Here is a 23,669-nt window from a genome sequence, read left to right on the forward strand (position 1 = left end):
CCTCAGGTTGGAACTCTCCCTGATCACCCTCTTCTCCGTTACCTTCCCCGTCGCAAGATCAATAAAGTTTACACTCCTGTTGATGGAACCACAGGTGTCATTCACTACGGCAATCGTCTTCCCATCCGGCGATATATCCAATGTCCTTGGACCATAATCGCTCGTGTAGATCGATCTGATCTTCTCCATCCTCCCCGTATCAATCACATCAATCGTGTTCCACAAGTTCCCTGAACATGCAACGTATGCCGTCTTCCCATCCTTGGAAATCTTGATCCCGCTTGGCCAATCCCCTACCTTGATCTCCTTGATCGCCTGCTTCCTTGCTATATCTATCACCGATACACTGTCACTCTCGGCATTGCATACATACAAAAACGCATTATCAGGCGTGGGCGCTGCCGCCTCAGGCTGCACCTGCACCGCCACCTCACCAACTACCTTCTGTGTCCTCGCATCCACAAACGTCACACTGTGCCCTGACTGATTACATATATACAACATGCTGCCGTCCGGTGACGTCGTAATAAAAAACGGCGATGGCATATCCGTCTTCACATGCGTTCCCTGGATAAACCCAGCGCTCGCTACTCCTCCTCCTGCCATCACCGCCCCCAACACCATCGCTCCTATCCATCCTCTTCCTTTCATCGCTCTTCCTTCCCTCCTAAAATCGATTAACAAATAACTTCACTAAATAAAACACAACTATCTGCTGACATGTGGACAAGTGCCGGATTTTGTACAAATGGTTTCTAAAGGGACACCACATGTCTCACAATCCCCAGCTTTTTCAATTTGCGGTGCATACCGTCCTTTCATAGTTGTGAAACCCTTCCCTGCCTCTGGAGTCTCTTTGCCACACTTTGGACATTTGAATAGTGCCCTAGCCCAAATTTTTTTACTTGTAATGTCATCGCCACATTCGTCACAAGCGCCGGGAGCTGGCAAACACACGCCATATTTCTTACAGTTTGTGTTTACACAACTATAAGCGATCTTCTGGCATGCCCAACAAGTAGGTAAATCAGTATGTGTTTTGTCACCCGCAGCGCGATGTTTTGCAAAGTCCCAGATATATCCTATCTCAGAACATTCGTTAAATTCCCGGACCTCCTTGCAAGCATCACACCAATATGCTTCTAAAATCTGTCTTTTATCGCAGGGCTTATCCCAAACAGCAAAAACAGACTGGGTCAATGAAATAACAATACTAAAAATACCAGCGGCTAATAAAATGCTCCTCTTCATAATGCTACTCACCCCCTTTCATGATTGTTTTATATTCTTTAATTTTGCAAAATACCTCACGAAAACCTAACCAGAATTAGCACAAGTTATACCAAATATTACATAAGTAAAACAATTTGTCATAACCACTCCATTTTAAGGTAACTTACGAAAACCTAGTATCTCTAATTTGAAATTGAACGTTTGCAAAATACGGTTGTAATCAGCCAGCAACCGGGTATTTTTTGTTAAATTTAAGATTATAAACATATCAAATTTTTTTAAATCCGTTTTCAGAGCACTATAACCAATACTGATATCGACCTTCATTAGTTTGCCAAACCATATTTTTGCAATCGATAACGAAATGTACCCCTCGTCAATCCTAATAATTTGGCGGCCTTCGTCTTATTATTTTTACTTTTTTCTAGGGCTTGAGTAACCAATTGTTTCTCCAAAGCATCAAGAGATAAACCATGCGGCGGTATGTCAAATGAAACCGATTTAGCTGAAGTTTGCAACTTATCCTTCTCGACAAAAGATGCGCCTTTAACTATTGATATTGGCAAGTGTTCTGATGTTATTGCATTACCCTTGCACAATATTACCGCACGTTCTATAACATTTTGCAATTCCCTTATGTTACCTTCCCATTTATGCATCATAAACAATCTTTCCACCTCTTTGCTTAATGAAATGGGTGCTTTTCCCATTTTAGTTGAAAAGCGTTTTAAGAAATGTTTGCTTAAAGGAATGATATCTTCTTTTCGTTCTCTCAGCGGTGTTAATGTAATCGGGAAGACACTTATTCTATAATACAAATCTTCTCTGAATTTCTCAGATTTTACCAAATCTTCTAAATTTTTATTGGTAGCACAAATAATCCTTACGTCAACCTTCAGAGTTTCAGTTCCTCCCAAACGTTCCAGCTCTCTGGCTTCAATAACACGCAAAACTTTTGCTTGAACTCCTAAGCTCATTTCTGATATCTCATCCATAAAAAAGGTGCCACCAGCTGCTAACTCAAAACGTCCTTTTTTGGTTTTTTCTGCGCTGGTAAAAGCGCCTTTCTCATAACCGAACAACTCGCTCTCCAGCAAATTTTCCGGTATTGCCGCACAGTTCAGCACAATCAGCGGACCGCACGCCCTATTGCTATTGTAATGAATGGCACGTGCGATCAGCTCTTTTCCTGTACCACTTTCTCCTGTTATCAATACGGTTGAGTCAGTTTTTGATACCTCTCCAACTAATCGTAATGCTTCAATTACTTGTGGAGAATTACCGATGATATTGCCAAAATTATACTGAGACTCAAGCTCCTGACGCAGATACTTATTTTCAATTGTCAAAGAGCTTATTTTCAGAGCCCTCTTTACTGCTAATTTAAGAATATCTTTTTCGAAAGGCGTGGTTAGATAATCAAAAACCCCTTCTTTCATAACGTCAATTGCAGACACAACTGACCCATATGCGGTAAGAACAATAATCGGGAGATCTGGGGCTTTATTTTTAATTGCTCGCAGGAACTCAAGCCTTCCCATTTCTTGTACTTTTAAATCAGTAATAAGCAGATGGAAACGCTCTTTGTTTAAATAATCTAAGGTTGTCGAACTGTTGCTTGCTGTAATAACCTTAACATCATTCATTTCTTCAAAAATTATAGCAAGCACCCTTCGCATACGTTCTTCATCATCTGCAATTAGGACTCTGTAAGCCATATTCGACCTTTACAAAAGCACTATTAGTACTTTCAAAACCCGCAGAGACTTAACAGTTATAATTTGCTTACTATAGAATTGTCAACAACCAAAATTAAATGGCCCAAACAATGAGTGCTGAAAACATAAAACCAACCATGATCAGACCTGTAATCAAAATGGGAACAGCAAAAAGCCTGGTTAGAAAACTTACAAAAAGAGATGGAGGGGCAACTTTAAAATCTTGTAACTGCCTTTGATTTTGCAGTCTTTTGAATTGATTTAATCGTTCGTGCTTAAATTCCTCTTCTGTTATACTTCCTGTGAAAATTGCCTCATCGACAGGCATTTTTTCAGGAAGCAGATGAGTATGAAAAAAATGAATTGTAAAGATAAAACCAGCTGCAAGAATCGCCTCATACCTATGGATAATCAATGCTATGCTGGGAAGATCAATAATGCTGGCTATTGAAACTGGTATAATTTTCGTAAATTGGACGGGAAACCAAAGGATCAATCCAGTTATAGCCATTACCAAGGTTCCCCACATCAACGATAGATATTCAAACTTTTCCCAATAAATCCACCGGTCAAAATCAGGACGTTTGCCGATGCCGAGGAACCATTTTAAATCGCCTATAATATCAAATATATCTCTGGGTTGAATAAGCAGCGAATTCGGTCCCCAGAAAAACCCTTTTTTCTTTTGCACTGATATACTTACGAAGAGAAATACAAAATGAATAAACGCTGCAAAGAAAGTTATCAATGCACAAATGCGATGGATAAATCCAGCTGTTGGATATCCACCAAACAACTCATATAACCATCTTGCCCAATCATAACCCCTGAAAGCCAAAGGCATCCCGGTTAAGACGAGGCCAAAAAAACTGATAATAATCAAAAAGTGACAAAATCTATGAAAAAAACTAAATCTTAAATAGTTAGTGGTGCTCCTCATCAGCATGTCCCTTTCTTTTATGCTCGTCTCGTGCTGTCGCAAACCACGTCAACAATGAATGGAGGCCGAAAGACGAGAATGTAAATCCCAGTATTCCGATATACATCACAAACACTATACATAATATGGTTTGTGGATTTTTAAGAACCTTCTTAAAGTTTTCCGGATCATTACGCACGTTTTTTAATGCAGTGAGCATAGTCTTGTAGTATTTAATGTTTTTTATCTGAGGATGCTCAACATGTTTGACAAAACTTGCATTTGCGTTAGCATGACAATTACCGCATGTCTCTATAATCTTTTCATTTCCAACCTTGGATTCAGGATCTGACGAATTTAAAATTGTATGCATGCCGTGACAATCAAAACATACTGGTACATCTGTCGTTGTATGTCCAAGCGCCGTTACTTGACCATGCGCGTTATTTTTGTAGCTATTAAGATAATCTTGATGGCATGATCCACAAGATTGGATTGTTAATTTTCTATGCAGCGAATCTGTACCCCTTGGCACATACATTGGCGATTTCTCTCCAATTGGGGTGAAATGATATGTTAACCCGAAATGGCAATCTTTACACGTAGGCGCGTCCTTGTTGTTTTCTTTCATCAGTTTCACATGGCTGCTTTGCAGGTACTCATCAGCCGGATCATCATGACAAAATGTTATGCAGTCCACCGGCTTCAAATTAGGTTTATGGCCTTCCGACAAATCTACGCCGTCAAGTTCTTGATGGCAATCAATGCAGAAAAAATCTTCCCCCCCATGCGCAGTCGTTTTAAAAGTTGTTTCATCAATTAGCAACGAAACAACTTTAATTTCCCCTGTGATAGGATCTATTTTTGCCTTTTCTGACTTCTTTAATTTCTCAGGATTTGTATGACACTCGAGACATGGTCCATTATCGCCTGCAGTTAATACTGCAGGCGATAGGCCAATAATAGCTGTACTTACAACCAGAAATACCGACAATCTAAACTTCATAAAACCTGACAAAATTCCCAATACTAAGTTTTTTTCTGACTTATAACCCATCTATGGAATCCTCCCCAGCCATAACTCTTTAAGTTTAAGAGTTATTTTTTTTTCGTTGGTTTTAATGGTGTAAGAAGTATCTCATCCTTAGGCAATATTGCAGCCCATTTCTTTTTATCTTCAGGGGAAAGTTTCTTGATTGCAATATCAATTTCATCCTCGTCGCGATGGTCGTCTTTCTTAAAATACTCTTTATAATCCATAATTTTGTCTGTTTTTGGACATTTGTTCTTATCGTCATTACTTTCCCAATGGCATTTCAAGCATTGCTCCTTAACGGTAGCAGGGCCATTAATACCAGCCACAATCAGGCCAGCATCATATTGTACTTTCCTGGCCATAAAAGGATCCTTTTTTAATAAACCTTTGAATGCATCCTTCCCCTTGCCTTCGTAGTTTTCTTTTACCTTTTTATATTCAGAACCTGCACCATGACAGGCCTCGCATTGTACATTAGGTAAATATTTCTTGCCAACCTCCGCAATCTTTTCACCATATGCGGTCGCATGACATTTCAGGCAATCCGGGTTTTCAGCATCAGGTGTTCCTTTCAACCTCTTTTCCCAAGTATTGGAATGTAATCTTTCTTTATATTCTTCTCCTTCAAAACACCCTTTCCCCATATGGCACTTACAACCGCTATTGCTAACGTACTCAGCCCCGATAGATATAGCAGGTAATGAAACTGTTAGTGAACAAACAGAAACTACAATACCTCCCAAAAAATACACAGCGTTTTTACTACCAAACATTTACAATCTCCTTTCCTTGTACCGAAGAAAATAAATAACAAAACACTACTGCAAACTCCAACATTTTCACTATCTTATTTTATCAACAACATCCGAGCCATAAATCTTTAAATCATCTCATACATATTGAAGTTGTAAGCATTATTTTTCTTCTCAACAAATGATTATTTGTAATACAAAAACCGCATGACAGAAGCCAAAATAATTGATATTTTCAAAATTTTTTTCAAGATCAAAACCGCTCAAATAAACGCTAATCTAACCATTTGATCTCTGAATATATAATATTCATGTAGTGCACATAAAAGGAAGAATAACTTAGCATGCTTTTTAAATAGTGTCAAGAAAAAATTCATTTACCACGAAACTAATGCTGGCCTTTTGACAAGAGATTTTCTACAAAAAGAGTATTTATATTTCCACTTGCAAATTGAGGATGTGAAATGAGCTCTAAATTTAATGGAATAGTCGTTTTAATACCTTCAATTACATATTCACTCAAAGCCCGTTTCATACAGGCAATAGCTTCTTCCCTTGTTTTTTGATGAACAATTAATTTTGAGATCAAAGAATCATAGTAGGGAGTAATCTCATAGCCAACGTGCACATGCGAATCAACCCGCACTCCACGCCCTCCCGGAGGATTATATGTGGTGATCTTTCCCGGTTGAGGCCGAAACCCATTTTGGGGGTCTTCTGCGTTAATACGGCATTCTATAGAGACACCTCTGGGCCTTACACTTTTTTGTTTTATATTTAAACGTTCACCGTAGGCAACCCTTATTTGCTGCTTGACTAAATCGATACCGGTAACCATTTCTGTTACAGGATGTTCAACTTGTAACCGAGTATTTACTTCTATAAAATAGAAATTACCCTGTTTATCTACGAGAAATTCAACCGTACCAGCATTTGTGTAATGTACAGCCCTCGCAATCTTAATTGCCGCCTTGCATATTTCATCTCGTAGGCGCTCAGAAATATGCGGAGAAGGGGATTCTTCGATAAGTTTTTGGTGTCTGCGTTGTAATGTACAATCCCTTTCACCTAAATGAATAATATTACCATAATTATCTCCAAATATTTGCACTTCTATGTGGCGCGTGTCTTCTATGTATTTTTCCATATAGATGGATGGATCTTTAAAAGCTGCCTCGGCTTCCCGTTGTGCAACTGCCAGTGAATTTACAAGACTTATATCATTATGTGCAACACGCATCCCACGTCCACCACCACCCGATGAAGCTTTAATAATTACAGGATACCCGATCTTATGTGCCACATCCAACGCTTGTTGCTGACTTTTTATACCTGATTCACTACCTGGAACTACGGGTACTTTGTTAGCAATGGCAATCTTTCTGGCCTCAGTCTTATTCCCAAGTTTTTTCAATATTTCTGACCGGGGGCCAATAAATACTATCTTGGAAGATTCACACACTTCTGCAAAATGCCCAACCTCGGATAAAAAACCATATCCTGGATGGATAGCCTCAATGTCGGTTATCTCGGCTGCACTAATGATACTCGGAACGTTTAGATAACTTCCCTCTGCTTCAGGAGGACCAACGCATACGGTTATGTCGGCTTGCTTTAAGTACATTGCATTTTCATCCGACTTTGAACAGATTACAACTGTTTCTATACCCATTTCGCGGCATGCCCTAATAATTCTTAAAGCAATTTCACCTCGATTTGCAATCATTATCCTGGAAAACATAATACTCGGTGTCCCTTAGTCATTCACTAATTTTTCATATACAATAAATGTATCCTTATGTCGCCTTTGCAGAAGGCTTAACACGAAATAACGGCTGACCAAATTCTACTGCCTCCCCATCATTCACATACACATCTATGATTTCACCCACAGTCTCGGCTTTCACTTCATTCATTATTTTCATTGCTTCAATAATACAAACAACTGTTTCTTCGTTTACAAAATCTCCTGCATTCACACAAGGATCCGCCCCAGGTGCACTAGCTCGATAAAATGTGCCCACCATAGGTGAAACAATCTCTGCAAAATTTTCACTTTCCTTTGGCAATGCCTGCGAAGGATGCTCTTGTTCGAATTTTGGATGAAGTACAGAAGGGACAGTTACGGGTGAAATCGTATGGGTATATCCAACCTCACTTTTTTTAATCCTTATTTTGGTAACATCTTCTTGGATTTCAATCTCAGATAAATCATTTTCATTCATAATTGAAATTAACTGCTTTACCTTGTCTATAATGCTCATCATCTATTCCTTTGTGGAGTTTATTTAATTATTAAACAGGAAAGCTAACAAAATCTTCTGTTACTACGTAAGAGGGATACCCTTGCTATGTATTGTGCGGAGAAATATGAAACGAAAAAGGGATGGAATAAAAAGATGAATTATACTGATATGTTTTTTAATAATTTGTGATTTCAGCAAAGGTATTCTATAAATTATTTAGTTTATACTACTATTTCTGTTAACTTTTTTGGTAGCCGGCTTAAAACCTCGCAGCCGCTAGAAGTTACCAACACCATATCTTCTATACGTACTCCCCCCCATCCAGGGATATAAATTCCAGGCTCTATTGTAAATACCATGTTCTCTTCTAGTATCTCTTTACTTCTACTATTTATTGTGGGGCCTTCATGAACTTCAAGTCCAATGCCGTGCCCCACACCGTGACCAAAGCATTTTCCCAATCCCTTTTTCTTAATATAATTCCTTGCAGCAAAATCAACATCTTTTGCCATTCGCCCTGGCCTTATACTATCAATGGCAAATCGCTGCGCATCTAATACTATCTGGTATATATTCTTGAATTCGGTCGATATTTTATCTATGAAACGAATCCTTGTCAAGTCGGAATTATAAAACTGAAAATTTACACCCCAGTCTATTAAAACGACATCCTTCTTTTGTATCATTCGACCCGATGCACGTGCATGTGGCTGTGAAGCATGAGGACCTGTAGCACAAATTGTTTCGAAAGAACCTTTTCTACCACCGTAATTTCTTATTTCAAACTCTAAAAGATCTGCTATTTTTTTTTCAGACACGCCTGCTTTGATCTTCTTTTGGATGTTATAATACGCCCTTTCAGCTATATCAATGGCCGTCCGTATTTTTTCTAATTCTTCTTGAGTTTTGCGTTTTCGATATTTTTCAATGATTCCTTTTGTTGGTATAATATGAATTCCTTTTATTGTACTTACAATTTGACTATATTGATCGAGTGTAAGATATAAAGATTCAACATAGAGTTTTTTGATGTTAAGGCGTTTTAATTTCTCACAAATTGTTTTTATTAAAGAAACTTTTCTTTCTACGACCCTGACCCAAGGAATATCCAGCCGGGCTTGCTCAACATATCTAAAATCAGTAAATAAATAATCATGATCCGGGGTAATTAAAAGAATACTCTCAGAACCAGTAAAATTCGCCACATAACGAATATTGACTTCATTGGTAACTAAAAACCCACCTATCTTTTTTTCTTGTAATTCTTCTTTTAGTTTGTTTAAACAATGCATATTCGTGCAAGCTGCATCCAACCCAGCACATAAAATTGATTTATTGTCTTTTACTCCGATTATCTTTCTATTCAGGCATTGAATTGCAAAAGCTATTTTTTTTCTTTTTTAATTTTTTCTATCAACGTATCTATAAACAATTTAAATTGTTTATCACTGTCGATTTGTTCTTTCACTTTTTTTATCGCAAACATAACAGTCGTGTGTTTCTTGCTGGTAAAGTAATTCCCAATTTGCTGATATGACCAATTTAGCAGTGTTTTTATCAAATACATGCATATTTGCCTTGGAAATGAGATAGATTTCATTTTTTTATTCGAGTGGAGTTCATTGCGCGATATGTTAAAATAATTCAGTATTGTCGCCTCAATCTCATTAATTTTGATAATTTTTCCTTCCGCACAAAAAAATTCTCCCAAGGCATCACTTGCCAGCTGAAGATCCATTTTTTTCTCATTGAATTTGGCGTGGGCAGAGAGTGTGGTCAACGCACTTTCAACTTCTCTTACATTACCATCAAATTTTTCTGCAACAAATTCCAAAACTTCTTCCGGGAAGTGTATATCAAATTTTGCAGCTTTTGACCTCAAGATTAAAAGCCTCGTAGCATATTCGGGCTTATCTATTTTTGTAACCATACCAGACATAAATCGGCTTGCAAGGTTTTCTTTTAACTGTCCAATCATTTTTGGATGCGCATCACTAGCCAATATAATCCTCTTCGACAATTCGTATAATGCATTAAAAGTATGCAAAAATTCCTCTTGCACACCTTGTTTATTGGAAAGGAAATGGACATCATCAATGAGAAATATATCTGCATTTCTAAATTTTTGCCGAAATGCCTCCATCTTCCCTTTTTGTAATGAATAGATAAATTCATTTGTCCATTTCTCAGCTGGCATGTATATGGCATTTACATTTTGTTCTTCTTTAACACGATTCCAAATTCCCTGCAAGATATGGGTTTTCCCGACACCAACAGGACCATGAATAAAAAGAGGGTTGAAAGCGGGATATTTGTCCTTAATCATTTCGAGAGCTGCTGTATAAGCAAACCGGTTATTAGGGCCAACCACAAAATCTTCTAACCTCAGATTTCTATTTAATTGTGAATAATTTTTGTTTCCATTTGTTTTTTTCTCAGGGAAAGGAATACTCGAGGTTGAAACATTTTCCCCCTCACCATTTTTTGAGACAGAAAATCTTATATTCAAATCTTTATTAACTAGTTTCCCAATACCTTCTCTTAATACATTTGAGAAATTTTCTTGCAACCATACCTGAGTAAAAACATTCGGCACCAAGATATTCGCATTATTATCATCGAATGATTCCAATCGAGTATTCTTAAACCATAGATTAAATCGCAAGGGGCCAACCTTTTCCCGGATATTTTGAAGAACGTCATCCCAGACCTTTGTGTATAACTCCATTACTATCCCCTATAATTAAAAGAAGGTTATTTTGGAAATGAATTAAGATTTCTTTTTGAAGGAGGGCGATATTAGCAGAAGGATTTATATGTGTCAAAACAAAAAGATATTCGCATTAATAAAACATTTTTGGCACACATTCATGTCGTTCGTAACACTTCAATGAATAATATAATTAAAAAAATTAAAAACCTTGCTGCAAAATAATAAATAAATTTCTATAAAAAATATTTATAGCCATCAATTTTTATTATGAAAAATATTATGTCTGTAATTTCATATTAAATTGAAACTTAGAAGCAGATAATTTTCTCCAGCTACAAAATCGCATTAATTTATAATACTTAATTAAAACATCCTCTCCAAAAATGTTGTCATGCCAGAAAAAAAATTTGTGGATAATATGTGAATTATTAGTTGATAGAGAGAAATGATTTTATATATAACTCCCGATTATTTAAAAACTTATATCATTATTAATTTATCTTCATTTCTTATTCAATAATGTTAATAACAGTCTCTTATCTATTTCATATTCAATACGTGAAGGACCATCCATTCCTTTGTTTTCAGATAAAGACTTTAATATTTCTAAAAATATAAAGTATTATTGAAAAGCAATCATGCAAGGTATGAATAGTAGTGCCACATGAAGTGAAATATCAAACACTACCAAGCAAATATTTCACGATAAAATTACAGAGCATGTACGAGTTTTGGCATGAAGATTTGTATATCTGTGTGGATCCATTCGAAAGATATTTATAGAAATGAAATGTTGGTGTTGAGCATTTTAAGGACGGTACATTGGAAATTCATGGATATTTTGTAACCAGTTCCGAGAATCACTATAGTTAAAGTAAGCAATATAAATCCAAAAATCTCCGGAAAATAACCGAAAACTTTTTATATCTGTTAATCGGTTGCAGACTGTCACAAAGTTAATTGTCTTTTAGCAATAATAATTTATTTCACCTGCTTCTTTAACTCTGCGATCTGTGCGGGGAGGTCTCTGTACAGATATCTTTTTTTCCGTGGCTTTCTTTCTGATACCGCATATCCTGCAAGGATCGGCATGGCTATTGTAGCATCGCTGTAAACAACCACATGATTCTTCACTTCCTCCTTGCGTATCTTCCCCCATGATATAGCTTCCGTTGGTGTTGCCCCGGAGAGTCCACCCCATTGAGGTGCATCTGTAGTAATCTGGATGAAGTAGTCATGCCCACCTTTATTAATATCGAGTATCTGTGCCAGAGTAGGTTGTGTCTGCATATAGAAATTTTTTGGAGAACCACCACCAATACTAACTACACCATTTTTTTTGCTGTTGAAAACAATGGCCGTGGTTTGAAGGACATCCAGGTCGGTATCAATAGTAATACCTTTATCCTGAATTTTGAGATAAGACAAGTTCATTCCAATTGAAGAATCACCTGGGGAAGAGACAAAAACAGGTACACCATATCTTGCAGCCTGGGCCACAAAACTCAGGTGAGGTGACGGAGTCTCTTCAAGAACCGCCTTACCTAAAATAAAATGAAAATCTGCAGTGGAAATGGGCTTGGTTGCAGAAATTCTTTTAGCCACATCTTGAATGAATTTATCGGTTTTAAGCAGCAAATCGTCTGTTATAAAGATATCATAGATACGTTCGATTCCCGCTTCATAAAGTTCTGTGTCATCAACCCTGAAATCTCCCTGATGTATTGGGAGATTTAATGCAAAATGTAAGTCATGATAGAGATTAGCCCCCGTGGAAATAATAAAATCCACAAATCCGTTTTCAATAAGGGAGATAAGTATCCCACCCATACCTGTTGGTGTCATAGCACCGGAGAGGGTAAGACCGATAGTAGCGTTCTCATTAAGCATATGACAATATAACTTGCATGCTTCTGCCAATCGCCCTGCATTAAATGCCCCGGAACGGCTGTATTCATCAACGAGACCCTTGACCGTCATACCCTTCTTTAAGACTTGAGGGGATATTTGTGGTTTACAGAGATACTTATGCTGCAACTGACACTGTTTAGATTTTTTAGACATAGATATTTATTCTTTCCTTAAATTAATAATTACGCATGAATTCCGATATTTTTAAATCAGGCGAAAAGAAGAGGAAGTATATAAAACTCTTATAACCCAGTCAATTGAAAAAGAATAATGTTAGAGGCAATACAAAATTGTCATTATAAAAACCTTGATCTTACCTCATGCATAACATCATCAATTTTTATATTTTCTAAACAAGTTTGTATAGAACAATTTCTTCTTATGTCTGCCAAACATGGACTGCAAATTGCTTTTTTATAAAGGATTTTTACCTGCTCTCCCCGAGGCCCCCAAATGTTTGGATCCGTAGGACCAAAGATTGCTACCGTGTGGACTCCCATGGCTGCAGCCAAATGTGTAATACCCGAATCGTTTCCTAAAAAAAGATTGCATCGCCTTATTACAGCAGCCAGTTTTGGTAAAGAAAAATGATCAACCAGGGTAAAATTGTTCTTTACTTTTGTTTTTAATTCTTCAACTATCTCCCCATCAGCAGGACCAGAAACAATAAAGATTTGAGCCTCCATTTCACTATTTAACCAGTCCATTAAGGCAGCAAATCTTTCTACAGGCCAACACTTCTGTCTGCTGCCACTTCCGGGATGAATAGCAACCAGGATTTTTTTGGAAACAACAATTCTGTCCCTTATAAAATCATCACTAAAACGCATATCCTCGTCGTGCAAAAACACCTTTGGAATCTTGTAAGAAGATATACCCAATGTATCCAGAGATTTTAACAAGTGATCAACAATGTGAATACGTTCATCACCAGAAGGAAAAGGGTTATAATGAATAACGCAGCGTGCCCCCGTAGCTTCAAGATTGCCAGAAAAAATCCGATCCTTGTCAGAAACAAATGAAATAATCAAATCCATACCGCTGAATCTTTTCATGAGAGGCGTAGGAATTTTCGTATCTTTCATGAATAAATGAGCAATATCCGATTGGTCAAACCGGCTAACTGCATCAGCATAAAACCGTCTTTTTATAATCTCCAGAAGTGGTGGATAACCCATAACTTCAATTTTGGCGGAAGGGAAATGATCACGGATGGCACGAAGGGTGGGCAGGGTAACAATTATGTCACCAATAGCCCCCGGACGAATAATCAGGATGTGTTTTACCGTTTCAAAGCTACGTGGTGATTGTTGAATAGTTAAATTGGGAATTCCGTGTTTGGCGGCTTGTTCTAAATGGAACAAAAGTTGTGATATTACAGCCCTTCTCTCTTCTTTTTAATCAGTTCGGTAACATTTTCAAAGAATTTCGGATTTCCATCTGTTGCAGCCCGCTTTTTTGCCTCTGCCTGAATCTTTTTAACATCCAGTATGTCTCCCATGCACTCTTCCGCTGACTTGCACCACTCGACACACGTTGGTACTTTGTCCTTGAAAATCGTCGTGCCACATTTATGGCATTCTGCCTTTTCTTCATCGCTCCACATCTCAACAAGAACACCGCAATTATGACATTTGCGTTCTATTGGTGTGGGAGTCGCATTCCGTATACTGCCAGGGCATTTTACCTTACCCATTTTATAATCTCCTTAAATTACCGCGTGATATCTATTTTCAATGAATATAACAGAATTTTAAGTCAAATTGTTTCTCTGGTCAAGAATTTTCTCAGTAACTTTCGACTTCCTGTTCCTTTAACAATTTATACTCAATACTATCTACAAGGGCGTGCCAGCTTGCATCAATGAGGTTTTCTGATACCCCAACAGTATTCCAGAGATCTTCCTTATCCTGGGACTCAATAATCACCCGCACCTTAGCCGCAGTTCCTGAACGTGGATTAATAACCCGCACTTTATAATCCACGAGTTTCATATCTTTTAATGATGGGTAGAATCGATCCAGCGCCTTGCGCAATGCGGCGTCAAGGGCATTTACGGGACCTGCCCCTTCACTTGCAGAAAGTTCCTGAATATTATTTACCTTAATCTTAACCGTCGCTTCTGTTACGGGTAATCCGCTTTCTCTTTTTTCAACAATCACGCGAAAACCCTCCAGGTCGAAAAAGGTTTTGTACCGGCCGATCTTCTTTCTTACGAGCAACTCAAAGGACGCCTCGGCAGATTCGAATTGATACCCTTCGTTCTCCAGGTTTTGTACCTCTTCAAGAATCGTTCTCATAAGTTTATTATCATGTGTCAGATTGAATTTTTCTACCTTGGCAAGGATCGTAGAACTGCCGGAAAGTTCGGAAATCAATATCTTTCTTTCATTCCCAACCGATTCTGGCGGAATATGTTCATACGTGCCTTTATCTTTCTGAATGGCATTTACGTGTAATCCACCCTTATGGGCAAAGGCACTGACCCCTACAAAGGGCTGATTAGAGCGTAAAAGTAAATTGGCAGTCTCGTAAATATACCTGGACACTTCAGTCAGTTTTCTCAGCCCCCCATCTTCCAAGCAATGATACCCCATCTTCAAGACAAGATTGGGAATAATAGAACACAGGTCTGCATTCCCGCAACGCTCACCAATCCCGTTGATCGTGCCCTGTACTTGCCTTACTCCACGCTCCACTGCTGCAAGAGTATTAGCTACAGCAAGGTCACCGTCGTTGTGAACATGGATACTGAGCATACCCTGAATATTTTCCCTGACATCTCCGACAATCTCAGCAATTTCCGCAGGTAAACTGCCCCCATTTGTATCACATAATACAATGGCATTTGCACCTGATAACTGAGCCTCTTGTAATACCCTTAAGGCGTATTCCCGATTTTTCTTATATCCATCAAAAAAATGCTCAGCATCGAAAAAAACTTCTCTGCCTTCGCCTCTAAGAAATGCAATAGTATCTGAAACCATTTTCAGGTTTTCGTCAAGTGAGACCTTTAATACGTTTTTTACCTGAAAATCCCAACTTTTCCCGACAATGGTCACCACAGGCGTATCTGCCATAAGTAGTGCTCTTACATTTTTATCCTCCTCAACACGTGTATTCGCTCTCCGCGTACTTCCAAAAGAGGCAATTTTGGCATGCCGAAGTCTCAGGGATTTTATTTCATTGAAGTACGATTCGTCTTTGGGATTCGCTATCGGATAACCACCTTCTATATAGTCTACTCCCAGATCATCCAACTTTATGGTAATGGCCAATTTGTCTTGCAATGAAAAAGATATTCCCTCCCCCTGGCTACCGTCACGTAATGTAGTATCGTAGATGAATATTTTGTCCATATTTCGAAACCAAAATCTAATAATAGCTCTGAAAAAGATTTTCCAAATGGTATCAATGGTACAATAGGTTGTCAAGTTTAAAAGAAGCACCGCTTATATCATACTGAAAAGGAATTGGCAGTCCGCATTTTCTCTCATTTTTCTTGATTTATTCGTTGACCAAAGAATGAATTTTTCTTTATAATTGGGTGAAAATGTTTTTTCCATTTATATTTCTTTATATGTAGTTCATTAAAGCCATTTTCAATTTAAAACAATCGGAGGACAACATGCCGCATCCACATCATCCGCACGGTCAACGCCCAGGTGGTCACCCTACGTCTCACGGACATGGTGAGCATCCTGAAACGATTAGAGAAACGTATACACGTATCAAAGAAGACACGTCCGGAAAATCTGCTGCTGAATATATGAAGAACATGAAAAACCAATTACGTCTGGTTTTTTGGGAGACGACCGCCGGATGCAATCTGGAGTGTATCCATTGCCGCAGACTCGATGTGAGTATGACCCTTGCCAGGGACGACATGACCACTCAGGAGGCTTTTGCATTTGTAGACGCTATTACCGAGGCGGGCAGGCCGATCCTTGTACTCAGCGGGGGCGAACCACTCTTCAGACCCGATATTTTTGAGATTGCAAAGTACGCCGTAAGTAAAGGATTGAGCGTTGCACTGGCAACGAACGGAACATTAGTTGATGACAAGATAGCAAAAAAAATTGTTGATGCTGGTATAGCCAGGGTCTCAATCAGTTTTGACGGCGCTGATGCAAAGACCCATGATGAATTCAGAAAGATACCAGGATCATTTGAACGGTCTATCGCTGGTTTTAAAAGACTCAGAGATCTGGGCATGAGTATGCAAATCAACTGCACTATCGCAAAACACAACGTTCATCAGATCGACGACCTTTATAACATGGCTTTAAAACTGGGTGCGGAGGCGCTCCATATCTTTATGCTGGTGCCTGTGGGATGCGGTGTTCAGATTGCCGATGACCAGATGCTTCATCCCAAGAAATATGAAGAGGTACTCAATCATTTCTACGACCTTTCCAAAGAGGCCAAGATTCAAACAAAGGCTACCTGTGCCCCCCATTATTTCCGTATCATGAGGGAACGCGCAAAGGAAGAAGGGATTACCATTTCACCGAAAACCCACGGTATGGCCGCCATGACGAAGGGCTGCCTGGCAGGAACAGGTGTATGCTTTGTTTCCCACAAGGGAGAAGTCTTCCCTTGCGGTTATTTACCGGTCGAAGCAGGTCATGTGAAAAAACAAAAATTTGCAGACATCTGGAATGATTCTCCCGTCTTTCAGAAGTTGCGTGACCCTGATTTATTGGAAGGTAAGTGCGGTGCGTGTGAGTATAAAAAGGTCTGTGAGGGCTGCAGGGCACGGGCTTTTTACGACACGGGTAACTACCTGGCCGAAGAACCTTATTGTATCTATCAGCCGAAACTTGTTCGTGCAGGCAAAGAATAGCAGACCAATTTTTCTTACGAAAAAAACATTAAAATCTGCTATTTGTTCATAATGATAGGCTCAAGAGCATGAGACATGCTCACCAGGTAGTTCAATGCAGATAATATGTTCATTTTACCATATCCGTCTGTACTAGACTGTTCTCCTTCATTGCTTGCAGTCTGAAATAAGGCATTTCGGATACTACCCGGATTACCTTTTAATGATGGTTGAGCCTGCAACAACAATGCAGATGCCCCTGCCGCGATGGGAGCAGCCATGCTTGTACCCTGGAGTAACAGATAATCAGCAGGACCGTTACCGGTATTCATTCCATCATTGTCAATTATAAGAGCATCATAAACTCCCGGCCAGGTAACAATCTTATCCCTTGCAGAAATGATTCCCTGTCCTGGTGTTGAAATATCAGGTTTTATAATCCCATCAATTCTTGGCCCTCGACTGCTAAATGAGGAAATTTCATCAATAGTCGTATCTTTACCATAACCATAAGTTTTCCCTTCATAATTAGTCCAGATTGGCCGGGTCACATACGATGCAACAGCTACTGCATTGTCTGCAGTTGCTGGTGTTGTAATGGTATAGTTCGGATCTGCCTTTTTAAAGGTCGTATTATAATCAAAAGAATAGATATGAAAAACCTGATCACTATCTGAATTATTCTTTACTTTCAAATAATATTTAGCAGGACCGGAGACATAAAAATTATAGAAAACTAATTCTGCCTCGGTACCTCTTGAACTTTCTCCTTCCCGGTACTTCGTAATCTTCTTTGCAGGTATTTTTCTCTTGTTCGCATTATATAAAATCAAATCCAGATCATTGTTTACCCCCTTACCATCAAACCAATTGAGGTAAAAATAGAGTATTGCCAACCCCCGGCGCACCTTAACCTGAATAAACTTCGTCTTTTTGCGGGCAGCAATCGTTCCTGAATAATGCGTTTTTGCATCCGCTTCATTTCCTCCTGCCATGAACACCAATGCACCTTTACTAAAGGCATAATCGACTGCCTGGCATGTTTCTTCCGAACCATCATTATAAACATCAAAGCCACCATAACTCATGGTTACAATGTCAGCATTATAGGTGTCCACAGCATCTTTTATGGCTGCCGTAACGGCGTCTTCTGAGGCGCCACCAGTAATATCATCCCCAACCTTTAAAAAAATTAAATCAGCACTGTAGGCCATACCCCTGTATTTCCCATTGGACTGCGTACCACGACCCACGACACTTCCCGTTACATGAGTACCGTGTTCCGTCACCAAATTTTCAATGGTATCATCCAGATTAGGATAATTGGAGTAATCCTTGCTTGCAAGGGGAATGGGAATGTCCATATGCGTTGTATCTAAACCGGAATCCAATACAGCGATTCTGACACCACTGCCATCATATCCGTAATCATTCCAGACATCATCTGTATTGATACTCTTTGCTGCCGCATCATTTTTAGGCAAGAACACTTGCTCAGCCGTCTCAAGCTTGACAACGTAAGTTTTTGCTGCTAAATCATGCAATCGACTCATAGGTACATTCGCTATAACATAACCCGTGGGATGATTTTCGAGTGGTGGTATCCATGAATCCTCGTACACAACCACCCCTATTTTCCTCAGAGACGCAACCTTCGAGGCACTTAATTTTCTTTTTACATGAATGTAGATCAATTGCTTGTCTATTTCTGCCGTTGAAATCCTCATACCCGTCTTTTGCATGGCACTCAATCTCTCAGGGTCAGGCTGTTTACTATAGCTGTTTCTCAATTGCATTTGTAACCGCAACAGACCGCTCATCTTTTTTTCTGCTCTGCGGCTCTTTTCGGTTTCATTTTGTATCTTTGTTAAATCTCCCGGCAGGATTATGGGATCATCTACCCCAGGAAAGGCTATATCAAGAGATACAAACGGTATTATTAAAAACAAAACAATCTTTTGTACTAAATGCCACTTTCTCATACTTATCTTTCTTATTTTAATTAAGAAATGAGACTGCTTTCGGCAGCGGCTTTTGTTCTGTGGTGGAACGACATCTAGTTGCTCATGCAGGATAAATCCCGCACTGCATTCTTAGTTTGAAATCATTGTAGCAATAAATTTCCCAGCACTGATTATGGGAAGCCCGGAGGATTTGGCCGTGATACTTCAACTGGTTTGATCGTCTTATTTATTATCTCTTTCGAGTGAATGACGTTTAATTTTTTAAAAAGAAATTCAAACTTCACTTCAAGTTCTTCGCCAATCTTGTTTCTCACGTCCGAAGGAAGGTTCCAAAACCTTTCTTTGAAGGGGCCGAAACCGTTTTTCCTGACTTTATAGAAAAATTGCTCCTCAGTATCACTTTCTTTCCATTCTTTCCTGATATCGGGATGATTCTTAAGAAAATCATATATCTCTTTTTTGAAATCTTGTGGAAATACACTGCTCTCATAAATCATGTTCTGGAATTCAGTGGCAAGATGCACCTCGGCTGTGCCAGTTTCAGGAAATTTATCAAATGCGTCAGGCGGGAGCGTAGATGCGCCATGTTGTACCGCCCCGCTAAGGCCGTATTCATCTCTGGCAGCCCTTGACAAATTCTTTAGTGTTTCAAAATCCAGCTTTACCTTGGCAACCGTTCCATCCGGCAACGGCACTCCTCCATGTGTTGTTCCTGTCTGTACGCTGATCTTACTGATCCCTTTTAATCCCTTCCCTTTCGCAGCCAGCGTATTATTATACCCATCCATAAATGCCTTTAACTCTTCAACAGTACTATTCTTTTTACCCACTTCCCCAATTTCACCACCGACAGATACCGTTATTCCCTTTGGTTCTAATGACCTAATGTAAGCGGTAAATTCGGCTGCAAATTCAAAATTAAGACGTTGTTGTTCGGTAAGGTTTGGTTTGTTTAAGTCAACAAGGGTTGATGTATCAATATCGATATTATAAAAACCAGCATCAATGGCTTCTGCCATGAGTTTTTTTACGGTATTTATTTCTCCGTCTTTATCTTTTTCGTACTTCTTCGCATTAATCTGGAAATGATCTCCCTGGATAAATACAGGGCCTTCAAATCCTTCCTTAATGGCAGCCGCAAGAATTGCCGCCGTATACTCAGCCGGTCTCTGGTCTGTATAACCTATCTCTGACCGGGCAATCTCGAAGATAAAGGCTCCGACATGATTCTTTTTAGCGGCCCGAAAAATGGAACGTGACACATCGTACGTTAAACCTCGTATATTAATAGCAGGTACGGTAAATCCCATGTATTCTTTTTTCCCCATGGCTTCATAAAGCGACTGAATGGATGAAGAAACAATGCCAAGATTATTTCCGAGATCACGGATCAGCCACCGGGATATGTCTTTGATGGCGCTTTCTTTGTTGAAAACTGCATTGTAAACAATAGTGTCAATTTTTTTATTTCTCAACGCATCCATATCGATTATCTTTACCGTCCCATTTTTTTGAATATCAAGAATACCCTTCAGATCGTTTAACAAGTCTTCTTTCGTATGATAAAGCATGAGTTGTTAACTCCTTATTTTACTTTTGTTTAAAAAACTTCTCATAAGTCAACACGTCCTCTTTGCTCCCGATGATAAGCGGCACCTTTTGATGAAGTTCAGCGGCCTGTATATCCAAAATACGTTCCTTTCCTGTGGATGCCATACCACCAGCCTGTTCAACAATAAAAGCAAGGGGATTTGCTTCGTAAAGCAACCTTAGTTTTGGTTTCGGTTTTTTTGGGTCTTTATAATCAGCAGGGTACAAAAAGATACCCCCGTACAGCAGGTTTCTATGAAAATCAGCCACCAATGACCCAATATACCTCAGGGAGTAAGGCCTGCCTGTCGGCGGATCATTTTCCTTGAGATAACTGATATATCCCCTCGTCCCTTCATCCCACGTGAGTGCATTTCCCTCATTAGTACTATATATCTTCCCTTTCGAGGGAATTTTTATATTTTCATGTGAAAGTAAAAACTCCCCAATACTGGGGTCTAAGGTAAAACCATGTACACCCTGTCCTGTTGTATAGACCATCATCGTGCTGGAGCCGTAGACAATATATCCTGCCGCAACCTGTTCCGTTCCTTTTCTCAGACAATCCTCAACCGTAGCTTCTTTCCCGGTTGTCTTCCTTCGATAAATAGAAAAGATGGTTCCAACACTTACATTTGCATCAATGTTAGACGAACCGTCTAATGGGTCAAACATGAGTACATACTTACCCCTGGGAAATTCGTCAGGTATGGGAATAACATCTTCATTTTCTTCGGATGCCATTATACAGAGATGACCACCGTGATCCATGGATTTACAAATTCTCTCATTGGCATAGACATCCAGCTTTTTTACTGCTTCGCCGTGGATGTTCACTTCTCCCGTAAGACCCAAAATTTCTGCAAGACCTGCCTTGTTTACTTCGCGAGAAATGGTCTTTGCAGCAAGTGTTAAGTCCCATAGAAGCCCGGTAAAATCTCCCGTGGCCTTCGGGAATAATCTCTCCTGTTCAACAATATGCCGTTGTATCGTAACAGCCTTGCTTTTTTGCATATCGTCAATTCCTCCCATGTTCTCTAGAATGAGATAAGACACTACATTTTACAATCTTACTTAGTAAAGTCAACGATTATCCATTTGCGCAGTTGCGCACACTCTTCATGCAGGAAAAACGTTCGCAATTCACCAGAAAATTCAAAAGGTTTTTGTTTTTTGTTCCATCAGAACATAAAAATATTCAATGCGCCCCTGCCAGCAATATCCAACCCACAAAAATGTTTTTCCATTGATTTTCTCTGTCTTCTCCGTCTTAATATTTTTTACGGTTGCACCCCTTTCTGAGACTGAAACTTTTCTAAGATTAAAAAATCTGCAGGTATCATGATAAAAGGATTTTCCAATTTGACCCCCGAAGAGATATCGACCGCAACAGGTATCGATATCTCTTCGGCAAGACTAGCAAAAAAACGCTTTTATTCCGAACCTGTAATTATAGAAGGTGACAGAGAAACAATATTAAAGATTTTTAAAAATATAATTTCCATTGTGTTTATCTGCATATTGCTTATTACTATTAATCCTGCATCAGCAGAAACAATACCAGGAAACAAAGTGCAATACATCATTGATAACAGTACCATTACAAGGATTCAAAAACCCCTCGTAATCCGTACCGATAGAGAAACCCTGGAATACTTCATGGAGCATGTAGAAGAACTCACAAAGCATGGAAAGGATTTCAGGAAAAGAGAGTTGTTACTTGAAGTAAAAGGAAATGGACGGTATGGCATACAGATGCCTGCAAAACACATCACCGGAGAGTTTGTGTTAGCAGAACGAAAACCACAGAAAGTAATCTATCTGGGACATGGCAATGCTGCAATTTTCTTCAATTTTTCAGGCTTTATTGTTCTGGAGATTGATTACACCACACAAGACGACCAGGAAGGGTTTTATGAAGACGTAAAAACTGCCGTCCACTTGAAGTTTGACAATACCTTTTTTGCCTTCCTTGCAAAGGCGGCAAGTCCCATCCTGGTTCCCAAATTGGATAAACTTATTACCAAATTTGCAAAGAAGACAAAAAGTGTGGTAGAAACAGCCTATGCAAATAAAAAGGCACAAAATAGGTAGGTGTATTGTGGTAAACTATTCCATCTTTTAAATATACCCCAGCCGGGACAATCTTTCCTTGATCTTATCTTCTTCTTCAGATGAATAAACGTGTGTAACCGACCCTTTCGGGTTTAGATAGCCTAATTCTATCAATTTATTTATGATTTTATTCGTGGATTCTTCCGCGGTTTCCTTATCGGTCTCAACAACAAGATCAGGCTTGAGCGGTTCTTCATAGGGGTCTGAAGCTCCTGGAAAATCCTGAATTTCTCCCTTGAGTGCCTTCTGATGCATCCCTTCCACATCTCGTTGGGCACAGACCTCTGTGGGACACTTTGTATAAACTTCAACAAAATTACCAATTTCCTTGCGTGCATTTTCCCTGCTCTCCTGGTACGGAGATATGGCAACGGAAATAACGGCCACACCATTTCTCGTCAGCAATTTACACACAAACGCAATCCTTTGAGCATAAATATCCTGATCTTGTTTACGAAAGTCAAGTCCCTGACAGAGGTTTGTCCTCACTACATCACCATCAAGTATCTCGACGTTTCTGCCCCATTCCTTCAGTTTTTTTCCCAAAAGTTGGGAAATAGCGGACTTCCCGGATCCTGATGATCCAGTAAACCAAACCGTAAAACCTTTATTCATCCTTTATGTCCTCATTAAACCTTCCCTATACA

General features: G+C 39.1%; 20 protein-coding genes. 2 read left to right on the forward strand and 18 right to left on the reverse strand.

The features are described 5' to 3' along the window. The 14 genes from E3K36_07205 to E3K36_07270 all read right to left on the reverse strand — a co-directional run. Positions 1–651: YncE family protein (locus tag E3K36_07205; protein ID MCF6155029.1), on the reverse strand; the 651-nt coding region annotated here is incomplete at its 3' end. A 57-nt stretch (positions 652–708) separates the two neighbouring features. Further along, entirely contained in the window at positions 709–1,251 is a 543-nt protein-coding gene (locus E3K36_07210; protein MCF6155030.1) for a hypothetical protein, read from the reverse strand. Between the two features lie 308 nt (positions 1,252–1,559). Then, on the reverse strand, positions 1,560–2,951 hold the full coding sequence (locus E3K36_07215; GenBank protein ID MCF6155031.1) for a sigma-54-dependent Fis family transcriptional regulator: 1,392 nt from the start codon (positions 2,949–2,951) through the stop codon (positions 1,560–1,562). Positions 2,952–3,045: 94 nt separating this feature from the next. Next, on the reverse strand, positions 3,046–3,834 hold the full coding sequence (locus E3K36_07220; protein ID MCF6155032.1) for a hypothetical protein: 789 nt from the start codon (positions 3,832–3,834) through the stop codon (positions 3,046–3,048). A gap of 40 nt (positions 3,835–3,874) precedes the next feature. Beyond that, on the reverse strand, positions 3,875–4,927 hold the full coding sequence (locus tag E3K36_07225; GenBank protein MCF6155033.1) for a hypothetical protein: 1,053 nt from the start codon (positions 4,925–4,927) through the stop codon (positions 3,875–3,877). A gap of 41 nt (positions 4,928–4,968) precedes the next feature. Continuing rightward, positions 4,969–5,679: a hypothetical protein gene (locus E3K36_07230; protein ID MCF6155034.1), complete on the reverse strand. Its 711-nt coding sequence runs from the start codon at positions 5,677–5,679 to the stop codon at positions 4,969–4,971. A 367-nt stretch (positions 5,680–6,046) separates the two neighbouring features. Then, positions 6,047–7,384: an acetyl-CoA carboxylase biotin carboxylase subunit gene (gene accC / locus E3K36_07235; GenBank protein MCF6155035.1), complete on the reverse strand. Its 1,338-nt coding sequence runs from the start codon at positions 7,382–7,384 to the stop codon at positions 6,047–6,049. A 70-nt stretch (positions 7,385–7,454) separates the two neighbouring features. Then, positions 7,455–7,925, reverse strand: coding sequence for an acetyl-CoA carboxylase biotin carboxyl carrier protein (gene accB, locus E3K36_07240; GenBank protein ID MCF6155036.1), 471 nt, complete (start codon positions 7,923–7,925; stop codon positions 7,455–7,457). Positions 7,926–8,125: 200 nt separating this feature from the next. Then, positions 8,126–9,196, reverse strand: coding sequence for an aminopeptidase P family protein (locus E3K36_07245; protein ID MCF6155037.1), 1,071 nt, complete (start codon positions 9,194–9,196; stop codon positions 8,126–8,128). 92 nt (positions 9,197–9,288) lie between these two features. Further along, positions 9,289–10,632, reverse strand: coding sequence for a chromosomal replication initiator protein DnaA (gene dnaA / locus E3K36_07250; GenBank protein MCF6155038.1), 1,344 nt, complete (start codon positions 10,630–10,632; stop codon positions 9,289–9,291). Between the two features lie 966 nt (positions 10,633–11,598). Next, complete coding sequence (locus E3K36_07255; protein ID MCF6155039.1) at positions 11,599–12,681, reverse strand: deoxyhypusine synthase; 1,083 nt, start codon at positions 12,679–12,681, stop codon at positions 11,599–11,601. A gap of 143 nt (positions 12,682–12,824) precedes the next feature. Further along, complete coding sequence (locus E3K36_07260) at positions 12,825–13,892, reverse strand: glycosyltransferase family 9 protein (protein ID MCF6155040.1); 1,068 nt, start codon at positions 13,890–13,892, stop codon at positions 12,825–12,827. Between the two features lie 11 nt (positions 13,893–13,903). Continuing rightward, entirely contained in the window at positions 13,904–14,224 is a 321-nt protein-coding gene (locus E3K36_07265) for a hypothetical protein (protein MCF6155041.1), read from the reverse strand. Between the two features lie 91 nt (positions 14,225–14,315). Next, the gene (locus E3K36_07270; protein ID MCF6155042.1) at positions 14,316–15,887 is read right to left on the reverse strand and encodes a citramalate synthase; all 1,572 of its coding nucleotides are present in this window, start codon (positions 15,885–15,887) and stop codon (positions 14,316–14,318) included. A gap of 410 nt (positions 15,888–16,297) precedes the next feature. Between E3K36_07270 and ahbD the strand changes: the two genes are divergently transcribed. Next, positions 16,298–17,374, forward strand: coding sequence for a heme b synthase (gene ahbD / locus E3K36_07275; protein ID MCF6155043.1), 1,077 nt, complete (start codon positions 16,298–16,300; stop codon positions 17,372–17,374). A gap of 38 nt (positions 17,375–17,412) precedes the next feature. Here ahbD and E3K36_07280 read toward each other — a convergent pair whose 3' ends face one another. From E3K36_07280 to E3K36_07290, 3 genes are all read right to left on the reverse strand, one after another. After that, complete coding sequence (locus tag E3K36_07280) at positions 17,413–19,335, reverse strand: hypothetical protein (GenBank protein ID MCF6155044.1); 1,923 nt, start codon at positions 19,333–19,335, stop codon at positions 17,413–17,415. Between the two features lie 152 nt (positions 19,336–19,487). Then, on the reverse strand, positions 19,488–20,888 hold the full coding sequence (locus E3K36_07285) for an aldolase (GenBank protein ID MCF6155045.1): 1,401 nt from the start codon (positions 20,886–20,888) through the stop codon (positions 19,488–19,490). Between the two features lie 19 nt (positions 20,889–20,907). Beyond that, complete coding sequence (locus tag E3K36_07290) at positions 20,908–21,921, reverse strand: class 1 fructose-bisphosphatase (GenBank protein ID MCF6155046.1); 1,014 nt, start codon at positions 21,919–21,921, stop codon at positions 20,908–20,910. A gap of 327 nt (positions 21,922–22,248) precedes the next feature. Between E3K36_07290 and E3K36_07295 the strand changes: the two genes are divergently transcribed. After that, complete coding sequence (locus E3K36_07295; GenBank protein MCF6155047.1) at positions 22,249–23,001, forward strand: hypothetical protein; 753 nt, start codon at positions 22,249–22,251, stop codon at positions 22,999–23,001. A gap of 27 nt (positions 23,002–23,028) precedes the next feature. Here E3K36_07295 and cysC read toward each other — a convergent pair whose 3' ends face one another. Then, on the reverse strand, positions 23,029–23,637 hold the full coding sequence (gene cysC / locus E3K36_07300) for an adenylyl-sulfate kinase (GenBank protein ID MCF6155048.1): 609 nt from the start codon (positions 23,635–23,637) through the stop codon (positions 23,029–23,031). Between the last annotated feature and the right edge of the window lie 32 nt (positions 23,638–23,669).

Source organism: Candidatus Brocadia sp., assembly GCA_021646415.1.
GTDB lineage: Bacteria > Planctomycetota > Brocadiia > Brocadiales > Brocadiaceae > Brocadia.